This is a genomic window from Enterococcus sp. 4E1_DIV0656, from assembly GCF_002140695.1.
Taxonomy (GTDB): domain Bacteria; phylum Bacillota; class Bacilli; order Lactobacillales; family Enterococcaceae; genus Enterococcus_D; species Enterococcus_D entomosocium.
In genome coordinates this window covers 11,407-22,531 of record NZ_NGLF01000004.1, presented here as the reverse complement: position 1 = coordinate 22,531, position 11,125 = coordinate 11,407, and the positions used below count along the sequence as shown (strand labels likewise).

At 34.9% G+C, this 11,125-nt stretch carries 10 protein-coding genes; all 10 read left to right on the top strand.

Annotated features, from left to right (window positions below; genetic code table 11):
- On the top strand, nt 1-1,236 hold a 1,236-nt coding region (locus A5882_RS18695; RefSeq protein WP_176462064.1), incomplete at its 5' end, for a BspA family leucine-rich repeat surface protein.
- 218 nt (nt 1,237-1,454) lie between these two features.
- The gene (locus tag A5882_RS18690; RefSeq protein ID WP_139843264.1) at nt 1,455-1,652 is read left to right on the top strand and encodes a hypothetical protein; all 198 of its coding nucleotides are present in this window, start codon (nt 1,455-1,457) and stop codon (nt 1,650-1,652) included.
- Nucleotides 1,653-2,365: 713 nt separating this feature from the next.
- Complete coding sequence (locus tag A5882_RS18685) at nt 2,366-3,814, top strand: helix-turn-helix domain-containing protein (RefSeq protein ID WP_086373449.1); 1,449 nt, start codon at nt 2,366-2,368, stop codon at nt 3,812-3,814.
- 34 nt (nt 3,815-3,848) lie between these two features.
- Nucleotides 3,849-4,970, top strand: a complete 1,122-nt coding sequence (locus tag A5882_RS18680; protein ID WP_086373448.1) for a M20/M25/M40 family metallo-hydrolase — start codon at nt 3,849-3,851, stop codon at nt 4,968-4,970.
- A gap of 6 nt (nt 4,971-4,976) precedes the next feature.
- Nucleotides 4,977-5,816, top strand: a complete 840-nt coding sequence (locus tag A5882_RS18675) for a YitT family protein (RefSeq protein ID WP_086373447.1) — start codon at nt 4,977-4,979, stop codon at nt 5,814-5,816.
- Nucleotides 5,817-5,834: 18 nt separating this feature from the next.
- Complete coding sequence (locus A5882_RS18670) at nt 5,835-7,040, top strand: hypothetical protein (protein WP_086373446.1); 1,206 nt, start codon at nt 5,835-5,837, stop codon at nt 7,038-7,040.
- Between the two features lie 69 nt (nt 7,041-7,109).
- Nucleotides 7,110-7,628 (top strand): HdeD family acid-resistance protein, encoded by a 519-nt coding sequence (locus tag A5882_RS18665; protein ID WP_086373445.1) that lies wholly within the window; start codon nt 7,110-7,112, stop codon nt 7,626-7,628.
- A gap of 94 nt (nt 7,629-7,722) precedes the next feature.
- Nucleotides 7,723-8,832 carry an AI-2E family transporter gene (locus tag A5882_RS18660; protein ID WP_176462063.1) on the top strand — a complete coding sequence of 370 codons (1,110 nt, stop codon included), beginning with the start codon at nt 7,723-7,725 and terminating at the stop codon, nt 8,830-8,832.
- 274 nt (nt 8,833-9,106) lie between these two features.
- Nucleotides 9,107-10,630 (top strand): cardiolipin synthase, encoded by a 1,524-nt coding sequence (cls, locus tag A5882_RS18650; RefSeq protein ID WP_086373442.1) that lies wholly within the window; start codon nt 9,107-9,109, stop codon nt 10,628-10,630.
- A gap of 52 nt (nt 10,631-10,682) precedes the next feature.
- Nucleotides 10,683-11,030: a hypothetical protein gene (locus A5882_RS18645; RefSeq protein ID WP_086373441.1), complete on the top strand. Its 348-nt coding sequence runs from the start codon at nt 10,683-10,685 to the stop codon at nt 11,028-11,030.
- Nucleotides 11,031-11,125: the final 95 nt, after the last annotated feature.

The window sequence follows — 11,125 nt, the reverse complement described above, 5'->3', positions numbered from 1 at the left end:
GACACGTCCAGTGTGACGAATATGACTGGCATGTTTAGTGATGCACGCAGTTTAAGTAGTATAGATTTAAGTGGCTGGGACACGTCCAGTGTGACGAATATGCAAACCATGTTTCAAAATGCAATCAGTTTAAGTAGTATAGATTTAAGTGGCTGGGACACATCCAGCGTGACGAGTATGTCCGGCATGTTTAGGGGTGTAAGCAGTTTAAGTAGTATAGATTTAAGTGGTTTTGATACGTCCCGTGTAACGAATATGACTGGCATGTTTCAAAGTACAAGTAGTTTAAGTAGTATAGATTTAAGTGGCTGGGACACATCCAGTGTGACGAGTATGTCTTTCGTGTTTGATGGTGCAAGTAATTTAAGTAGTATAGATTTAAGTGGCTGGGACACATCCAGCGTGACGAGTATGTCCGGCATGTTTCAAAGTGCAAGTAGTTTAAGCAGTTTAGATTTAAGTAGCTTTGACACGTCTTATGTGATGAACATGTCCAGCATGTTTCGTCATGCAAGAAGTTTAAGTGAATTAAAGCTAGGCTCTGACTTCCGGGTTGTTGATGGAACTTCAGCAGATTTACCAGCAATATCAACGGCTAGTGGCGAGTACACAGGCCGTTGGAGAAGCCTTGAAGATAACACTATTTTTGCATCGAGTGCCGCGTTTATGGGTGAATATAGTGGGGAAGCAGGGACATATGTATGGGAAAACTTACGGGCTATTCCACCCGTAAATCCAAGCGATCCTTTGCCACCAATTGACACCGAGGAACAAAACCCAGAACGAGGAGATGGCTTAGCCATTCGCTATGCATCAGGGCTAGACTTTGGTTCATTTGAATATTCAACACAAACACAAGAAGTACTTGCCCAGCCAGACCGAGAAAATGATGGCGGAGGCACTATGGAGAATATGATCGCGATTGAAGATACACGAACCATTCGTGATGGGTGGGTATTGACAGTAGCTCAGAGCGACCCATTGATGACAGGTGCAGTCATTCAAATGAATCCCTATGTAGATAGTGAGAATGTGTTAGGCGTGTCAACACCTTCTGGAATGATTGAACTTAATGAGGATGGGCAATTGTTTGCTTGGTCTGAAAATAGTGCAGAAAGTCAATCTGGTGTGATTTCGATTGGGTATGGTGACGTACATTTAGTTGTTTCGGGAACGATCGCACTCGGACAGTATGAAACGACGCTTACTTGGAATTTGGTTAATGGACCGCAATAAAGTGAATTTGAAGTCAGCACCACACATAGAAAAAGCAACGTCCTTTAAAAATTGCTGGTGAGGATATAAACTTTAAAGAAAAATGGACAATTAAGTAAAAGAAAAAATGCTAATACTTAAGCTGGATATTAGATGAAATTCCGATGTTGACTAAATTTTAATCTGGAACTACATATCCATATGTTTAGGGGAGGTGAATATTGATGGGAGGGGCTAATATGAAAAATTTTAATATTTATCGAGTAGGAATTTACAGTGTAAATTCCTATGGAGGTGCAGTGCACTTAGAACGAGCGTTTGCATTTGAACCTGAGTTAACCGAAGACGAAATAAAAAAATTATTGTATGCGAGATTGGGTAGAATTTTATCTATTGAATATGTGGATGAGGTCGAACACGATGTTATATTTTGGTGAAATTTTTGTTGTTAATTTGCAAAAGAACGGAAAGTCATGTATGGGCCATCAAAGATATGGCGGATAATTTAGATCAACTGATAATCTAGTATAAGAAACGTATCTCATCGGAAGGTGTAAATCCGATTCAATAGATAGTCAAGAAGACCAGATTATGATTATAGTACAAGTTATGAGACATTGAGATGATCGCTCTGGTTGGGAATTACTTAGTAGTAAGTCATAAGTCTGTGTTCATCAGGGTAATCAACAAAATATACTTGCTAACTCTTATGAGAAATTGATTTTAAACGATACACCACAGCGTTTTGTGGGTATTGAAGTTATTACTAATCCCAACCTATTTGGCATAATTTGCTAAGGAGCTAGAAAGTGATGGAAAACCAATGGCTTTGAGGATTTCAAGTAGGAAAGGTGTAGGTAGCTATGATGTGAATTTCATAAGCAGGTGTGAGTGATGAACTATGCACACAATATTCATAATAATAAATTGTTATGTTAGCCGTTGTCAGATTTTTGATGATTTCTTTATGAGAGAATTATTGAATGATACAGCGGCTCATGTACTCCATTCTCCCTCCTCTGAAAAAAGATGTATTAAACGGTGCCTATATACAAGTAAATTCGTTAATATCATGGTATTATTGTGTTGAAAACGCATACTTTTTAAGGTGTTAGTTTTAATGAAATAGATTAAGAGAGGAGGAGATATAATGAACAGTTTTGGCAGACGTTTGGTATTGAATACAACAACTCAAAGAAAAATGAACTTACTAGACTATTTGTTAACTGGACCTAAATCTATTCAAGAAACATCAAATGAATTAAAAGTTTCCGAGAAGACCGTACGTAGATTGGTGTCATTTTTAGAAGAAGAATTGCCAGAAGAAATCAGGTTGGATGTATTACGGTCTTCTGTCTTAGTTTTAGAGGTATCAGACTATTTTGTTTATTCGTCTTTGATGAAATCGTGGGCTAGTGAGAGCCCACTATATAATATCATTGAAACATTGTTTTACAGTGAACATTTAACGATTGGGGAATATTCTGATCATCTTTTTTTATCTGAAACTACTATTCGAACATACCTAAAGCAGTTAGAGACATTAGTTGATGAGTACAAACTGAAATTAAATTTATCACCTGTAGTTAGCCTTGTAGGCGATGAGGAAAATATACGCTATTTTTATTTTCATTTCTATTTTTACTCTGGAGAACTCATTGCTGAGAATCCAAGACATCAAGCGAATGCTCAAGGAATTTACAATTATTTGGACTATCTTTCCATGGAATTTCAAATCCCACTTTATATTGACTATACTCGTTTGTTGATTTGGATGTTCGTAATAGAAACTAGGTTATCGCAAGGTAATAGTGTAGTTTTAGATGAAAAACTGATTGATCGGCACTGGAATACTCATTATTTTCAGCAGTTTCTTAAAGCATTCAATCTATTTTTTTCTTCAAACGAAATTTGGAAGAACGGTTCCAAATCAGAATTAGTTTACGCATATATAACTAGATTGAGTACGGTGGTTTATGAAGATGGAAAACCATATTTTATGGGAGAGTATATTAAGGAATTAGAAAATTTCGAAGTTATTGTATCAAATTTCTTAAAGAAATTCGATGTGAATCGTGTTGTGTATTCGGAAATGGAATTTAAATTAAAATCTTATTTAGCAAATTTATTTTTTTTATCCGAATCGACTACTTTACATCAAAAAATTGTAATAGAGCCGGACTTTCCAAGTACTTATGAATCGGTCTACCAGTTATGGTTAGAGTTATTGGAAGATTCTGAATGGGCCTATAAAAAGGATGTAGCTCTAAATTTGACATATATAGTCTGTTCATCATTTATGAAAAAAGATTACAAGTATAAAAATATATTATTTGTTTTGACAGGAGAGCCTGTTCTCATCCCTTATTATAAACAATTAATACATCGATTATTACCTCAGGAGGCGAATGCCCACTATTTATTTAACAAACCCATATCAAAAGATCTACTACAGGCATTAGATATAGATATCATTATAAGCAATATTGCTTTGAATTTAAATAAGATACAAGAAAAACAATGTACGCTAATACGATTGTCAGATAATCCCGATGAAAAAGAATGGGCTGCACTTGTAAAAAAACTATATAAGGTTTAATAAAAAATATATTCCATGAAAAGAGTGAGAATGCATGTTAAATAAGCGATTAGTACAGACGTTTTCCAGACTTGTTCAAATTAATTCAGTTTCAAAGAACGAAACGCGGTTCCACACTTATTTACTTAATAGTTTAAATGACTTAGGTTTGGTTGTTAGAGAAGATGATAGCAGAAATCAAACAAAGCTGGGTGGAAATAATATAGTCGCAACTCTTGTAGGAAATATGAAAAATGAACCATTGTTCTTTTCATGCCACACAGATACAGTTCCTCCTGGTGAAGGAATTGAAGTAGAGGAAATAGACGGTAATTTGTATTCAAAAGGAGAAACGATACTAGGTGCAGATGATAAAGCTGGGATCGCAATTATATTGGAAGCAATCAAACAAATACAAGATCAAAGTATACCTCATGGTACGATAGAATTTGTTTTTTGCCCTGGAGAAGAAATCGGGTTGATAGGTTCCTCAGCTTTAGATATGAGTCTTATTGAAGCAAAGAATGGGTATGTATTAGATAGTGGTGGTCCAGTAGGACATGTTACGATTGCAAGCCCAACATTATACATGTACGAAGTAGTCATTGAAGGTCAGGCTGCTCATGCTGGAATTGAGCCAGAGAAGGGGGTATCTGTGGTTGATGTTTTAGCTGAGGCTTTACCTGCTATAAAAACTGGTCGATTAGATGATAATACGACTGCGAATATCGGTTTAATTAAAGGTGGAGATGCAACAAATGTCGTATTAGATCATTTAATCGTGAAGGGAGAGATTCGATCTGTAGATATAGAAAAAGCACATCGACTTGTTCAAGAAATGACATCAGCGTTTCAGCAAGCATCAGAAAAACATGGGGCGGCAGTATCGATAAACACAAGTAAAATGGCTACTGGATTTGATATTAGCGATGATGACCAAGTGATGCAGCTGCTGCTAAAATCTGCAGAAAACCTTGAATATGAAGTGATGCGAGAAGTTAGTGGTGGTGGGAGTGACGCCAATGTATTTAATGAAAAAGGAAAAAGAGTGGTCAATTTATCGATTGGGTATGAAAATATTCATACAACGGATGAATATATTCCAATAATTGAGATGGAGAGGGCTGTTCAGCTAGTGATAGAGTTAATTAAAAATTCTCCTACTAAGGTTGAGTGATTGAACATGAAGGCAAAATTTCAGAATTTTTCTAAAATAGTATGTGCTGTTCTGATACTAGCAATTAGTGTCAACATGTTTTTAGGTCCACATCATATCGCTGCTGGAGGTGTTAGTGGTATTGGAATACTTGCTGAGACAACATTTGGTGTTGAAAGATCACTGGTTGTATTCATACTAAATGTAGTAATGTTGATTTTGGCTGCCGTCTTCCTTGGAAAGAAAATTTTCTTTAATACAATAGCTGGCAGTATTTTATTTCCGTTTTTTTTGAGTGTCGTACCTGAAGTCATGCTGACAAGCGATCGGCTTTTATCTGTAATTTTCGGAAGCCTTATTTTTGCGATAGGTGTTTCAATACTCTATAAAATACAAGCTTCTAGCGGAGGAACAACGATACCACCACTTATTTTTGAAAAATATTTCAATGTCAACACATCAAAAGGATTGTTTTTTACCGATTTTATTATTGTAATGATGAGCCTCTATGTGTTTGGATTTGAAGAATTTTTATTTGCGATTTTGTCTATAGGAATTACTTCTATCATTATGACCTATATTGAAACTGGATTAAAAAGACGTAAAGCAGTTATGATCATTAGTCAGGGGTACACGCAGGAATTGCGGCAAAATCTTATGGCAAGAGTTAATAGGGGATTAACTATTTTTGATGTAAGAGGAGGTCAACAGGAACAGCGCAGAGAGATGCTTATGATCGTTGTTTCAAATCAAGAGTATCCTGAAGTAATACGCCTTATCGATGAAATTGATCCAACGAGTTTTATGATTACGTATAATGTGGCAGAAGTTCATGGACTCGGTTTTACGTATCATCCAATTCAGTAATAAAAGGAGGTCTTTAAAATGGAACCGATAGTAGCATTTACAATTGTCATGTTAATTTGGACAATTGGGGAATTTGTTTCGACTAAAACGAAAGCATTAGTTTCAATGATGTTAGTAGCATCGATGATTTTTTTGATTGGTTTTGCTGGTGACTTTTTACCGCACAATCTGATACAGGATTCAGGATTACTGGGTTTGGGCAATGCAGTCATCGGTATCATTATTGTTCATTTGGGGACAATGATGAGCCTTGAGGACTTAAAAGCGCAATGGCGGACATTTGTTATCGGCTCATTAACGGTTGCTTTAATGACAGTTGTTCTTATATTAGTAGGTCAACTAGTATTCGATCGAAATATCGCAATCGCGGGGACAGCTTCGATTACTGGTGGAACGTTGTCTATTTTGATGGTACAAGACAAAGTCAGCGAACTTCAGTTAGCTGGAGGGGATTTGGGAATATTATCCAATTACTTGTTGGCAGTTTTCCCTTTATTGATTCTTAATTTAAAAAATCTTGTCGGATTTTTAGTTACTGCTAATATTTTAAAAAAAGAAGCACTACGTGTACGAGGAGAATATAGAAAAGGGAATCTAACGTTCTATGAAAACGAAGTAGAAGAAAACACTAAAACGGACCACAAAAGTATATTACCTGATTTTTTACAAACTCCTTATGGCACACTATTTATGTTGGGCGTTGCAGTATATGTCTCCCGAGTATTAAGTAGTCTAACAAATGGCTATGTCAATACGTTTGTAATTGCTTTGTTACTTGGAATATTATTACGTCATTTCAAAGTGCTGAAACCTAATGCACTATCATCAACAGATTCTTTTGGGTTATTGATGATTTCAATCATGGTCATTGCTTTTGGTCCGTTAGCAGATATTGTGCCGGCAGACTTGTTGGCCTTAGTATGGCCCATTGTATTCTACTTGTTAGCAGGCGTAGGAATCATCCTTTTGATTTCTTATATTGTAGGAAAAAAAGTTGGTTACTCAGTACCTTTGTCTTTAGCGATTGGGATGACCACATTCTTTGGGTTCCCAGGCACTATGGTACTAACAAAAGAAGCAGCCGCCGCTGTAGGTGAAACAGAAGAAGAAATTGCAGTAATCGAACAAAATATTTTGCCTATTATGGTTACCGCTGGATTTTCAACCGTGACAATTACGTCTGTTATTACAGGTGGCTTGATTGTTGGGTTGATGATCGGATAATGTATCTATTCAAAAATAATAGATTGATCGTATGAATAGGGCAAATAGAAGATGAAATGAGGAACAAAAATGAATATAAAAAGAAGTAAGATAGTCGAAATTATACTTGGAATTGCCTTTATTGTTTTAGGAATATTCTCTTTAAATCGTCCGATAGCAACCCTAGGTATTTTAGTCATTTGGTTTGGAGTATTCTCAATTGCTAGGGGAGTAACGAATATAGTAGGGATTGGTGCCTATACAAGTCGTAAGTCACGAGGTGCGCGTCTGTTTATAGGGATCATTGATGTAATTGTAGGGTTACTATTTGTTTCAAATCTAGTAAAAGGTGCATTTTGGCTAGGCATTATTTTTGCCGTATGGTTTTTTGTGGAAAGTATAGGAAACCTCTTCTTAACAGCGCGCTTTTCTGAGCGATCTGGTTTCGGAAAAGTAGGGATTCTGCTACTAGATATGGTCTGTCTTGTAGTAGCGGGACTACTCATTTTTAATCCGATAATTGTAACGTTGACACTACCAATATTAGTCGGGGGCTTTTCGATAGTATTTGGTCTTGTTCAGATAGTACAGGGAATTCGTTTGTCATAATGATTATCAAGGGATTCCCTGTCAAATAAATTGTCAGGGAATCGTTCAAACTATAGATATGGATGTAGTTATATGCAAAGGACGTGTAGTACCAATGGATTATTTGAAAAAGTCGAAGTATTTCTATGTTATTGTTTTAGTTTTTTTGAGTTTACTTACTTGGTCGGAAATAAGGTCAAGTAATTTTATGTTCAGGTTGTTTGAGGTAGTCTTGTCTACGCTCTTGTTGCCATTTATTATAGCAATATTCCTATATTATATGTTACGTCCTGTGTATCTTTATATTTTGAAAAAATTAAACCGAGAAATATATGCTTTGATTGGGACTTTTTTTCTTTTTTTCTTCGTATTTTTCTTAATTGTGAAAGAGTTTCTACCGGTGCTATTCCTTCAGACAAATACTATTTTAAAAGAATTTCCACTATGGATTGATGCTTTTGATCAATGGTTAGTGCAATCTGATTGGTTTGGTGAAAATACTATTCAGGATTATCTATCTTTGATCAATACATCTCTAGAGGATGTATTTGGATTAGCAGTTCAAGGTTTACAAAATGGATTAATACTTATTATAGGTATACTAGCGAATTCAGTTATAGTGATAAGTATTGTCCCAATCATGGTGCTATTTATGCTGAAACAAACGAATAAACCAAAATCCATTTCTTCATGGGTTCCAAACTCATATGTAGCCATACTGAAAGACTTTATTCGTGATATTGAGAAGGCTCTTTCTGATTATATTGGTGGAAAATCAGTGGTTTGTCTTTATGTATTTGTGGGTGCATGGATTACTTTTGCAGTAGCGGGTTTAGAGGGGGCGCTAGTTTTTGCAGTTATTGCAGGGCTAATGGATATAGTTCCATACTTTGGTCCTTGGATTGGTACATTACCAGCTATCTTATCAGCGATAGTTTCAGACCAAGTGAATATAGTAGTTATTATTTTGGGGATTTTATTAGTACAAATTGGAGAATCGTATATAGTGTCACCTTATGTTATGAGTAAAGAATTAAAAATGCATCCACTATCAGTGATTATTACTCTACTAATAACTGGTCAGATCTTTGGTATTGTCGGAATGGTTATTATCTTACCTCTTCTTGCATCATTAAAAGTAGTGTACATTTATTCAATAAAAATTTATCAGAAAAGCAATATTGATAAAAACGTTATTTTAAAGGAGAGGGAAAATGAAAAATAAACTGGAACAATTTGCTATATTAACTGTATTAGCTACATTCGTTCTACTCGCTTTGTATTTATATGTTCCACAGTTTATTTATTTACTTATCTTAATTGAAGTAGGTGCACTATTAGTTTGCGGCCATCTTATTTTTTTTGATCAAAGGAATACCTGTCTCTTATACACATCTAGATGTGTATAAGAGACAGTTTCAAAGTAGTGTACATTTATTCAATAAAAATTTATCAGAAAAGCAATATTGATAAAAACGTTATTTTAAAGGAGAGGGAAAATGAAAAATAAACTGGAACAATTTGCTATATTAACTGTATTAGCTACATTCGTTCTACTCGCTTTGTATTTATATGTTCCACAGTTTATTTATTTACTTATCTTAATTGAAGTAGGTGCACTATTAGTTTGCGGCCATCTTATTTTTTTTGATCAAAGGAATACTACTTCAAAATTTGCTTGGGTTCTAACTATTCTTCTTATTCCTTATATTGGTCTCTTTTGCTTCTTACTTATTGGTAAGAATCCCAGGTCAAGAAGAATCCCTAAAAAGCAACGAGACAATGAATTACGACTACAGCAGCATGTTTCAGATATTATCCAAACAATTAGTGGCGTCGTCAATGCTCAACCCCCTTTGTCCAATGAGTTATTTAAGTTATCAGGAAAGTCTGCCTTACTTGGTAATCAAGTTAAACTTTTTCATGAAGGTGAAGGAGCTTTTAATAAAATCATTGACGATATTAAAAATGCGCAACACCATGTTCATGTGTTTTATTTTATTATAAAAGGAGATTCTACTGGTGAAAAATTACTGCTTCTTTTAGCGGAAAAAGCTCGTCAGGGAATAGAGGTCCGGTTGATGTATGATAGCCTAGGATCCATAAGGCTGCCATATCATTTGATTAATCAAATTAAAGAATCTGGAGGAGAAGTCAAGGCCTATGATTTAGTGAATTCTCCATTATTAAGTACGAGAATAAATTGGAGGAACCATCGGAAGATTGTTGTAATAGATGGAAGAATTGCTCATATTGGTGGTATGAATATTGGAGATGAGTACTTAAGTAAAACAACCAGATTTAAAAATTGGCGTGATACTAATATGCGAGTGGCTGGACCAGCGGTTCTTGAAATTCAGGAAATTTTCATTTATGATTGGCTCTTTTTTGATAAGCAGACGAATACTCTAGATAATTTCTTAATCTACACAGAAAGGTACTTTCCATCTGTACCAGCCGTTACACATTGTGGAGAAACCGTACAGATTTTATACGGTGGACCCTATGATTCGGAGCGGATAATAAAAGATGCATTTATCGATATTATAGGTAAGGGTACTAAATCAATTAAGTTAGCCATGCCTTATTTTATACCGGACGAGGAGTCATTAAGTGCTTTGAGCAGAGCTGCTCGTTGTGGGATAAAAATACAGATAATCATTCCTGGAAAAGGAGACCGAGGCATTTCTTTTCATGGATCTAATTCATTTATTGAGCGACTATTAGCAGTAGGTATTGAAGTTTACTTTTATGATTCAGAGTCTTTTATTCACTGTAAAATAATGATTGTAGATGATCAGATGGCGACAATTGGATCTACCAATTTTGATATTCGAAGTTTCTATTTGAATCATGAACTATCTGCATTTGTTTATGGACCATCTGAAACTATTAATGAATTAATTGAACAGTTCTCTATAGACCTAAAAAATTCTACAAAAATAGTTCGTGATAATGAAGGCAGGTCCAAGATAATAATACTCAAAGAGAAGATAAGTGAACTTTTTATTCCGTTACTTTAGTAAATAAAGGACTAATAATAAATTCACAAAATAAATAAAAAAGGGGAACATTTTGACATTCATTAAAACAAGGGAAGCTTATATTCTTGGTTATAAAGAGATACTTGAGCAATATTACAAGGATAATACAGATATTTTGAGTTACTTTATTGCTCAGATCAATCAGCTTGATGTATTAATAGGGAAAATATCACAAGAAAATTTCTGGAATATATGGCCAGAGATCCTTGGCATTGATGCAAGACTAGGATCATTAACGGAACTAATAAGCTATGGGGATTTTGAACCAGAAGAAATTATTAGATTAGTAGAGAATGATTATCAGAGTTACTTTAAGGAACTCTGTGGGTACAATTTAAATATGGAACCAAAGCACTCAATGATTTTCAATATTAGATAGGAAAAATGATATATACAGATAAATTATTTAAATTACTCAATATAGCTTTATTCATATTGAAAGAAAGTACCACATCTTAAAATTGAAAGGGTATG

What these genes read in the sequence shown, in the direction of transcription:
- A5882_RS18665 (WP_086373445.1), top strand. Translation starts at nt 7,110, where the DNA reads ATGAATATAAAAAGAAGTAAGATAGTCGAAATTATACTTGGAATTGCC.
- A5882_RS18690 (WP_139843264.1), top strand. Translation starts at nt 1,455, where the DNA reads ATGAAAAATTTTAATATTTATCGAGTAGGAATTTACAGTGTAAATTCC.
- A5882_RS18660 (WP_176462063.1), top strand. Translation starts at nt 7,723, where the DNA reads ATGGATTATTTGAAAAAGTCGAAGTATTTCTATGTTATTGTTTTAGTT.
- A5882_RS18685 (WP_086373449.1), top strand. Translation starts at nt 2,366, where the DNA reads ATGAACAGTTTTGGCAGACGTTTGGTATTGAATACAACAACTCAAAGA.
- A5882_RS18675 (WP_086373447.1), top strand. Translation starts at nt 4,977, where the DNA reads ATGAAGGCAAAATTTCAGAATTTTTCTAAAATAGTATGTGCTGTTCTG.
- A5882_RS18670 (WP_086373446.1), top strand. Translation starts at nt 5,835, where the DNA reads ATGGAACCGATAGTAGCATTTACAATTGTCATGTTAATTTGGACAATT.
- cls (WP_086373442.1), top strand. Translation starts at nt 9,107, where the DNA reads ATGAAAAATAAACTGGAACAATTTGCTATATTAACTGTATTAGCTACA.
- A5882_RS18680 (WP_086373448.1), top strand. Translation starts at nt 3,849, where the DNA reads ATGTTAAATAAGCGATTAGTACAGACGTTTTCCAGACTTGTTCAAATT.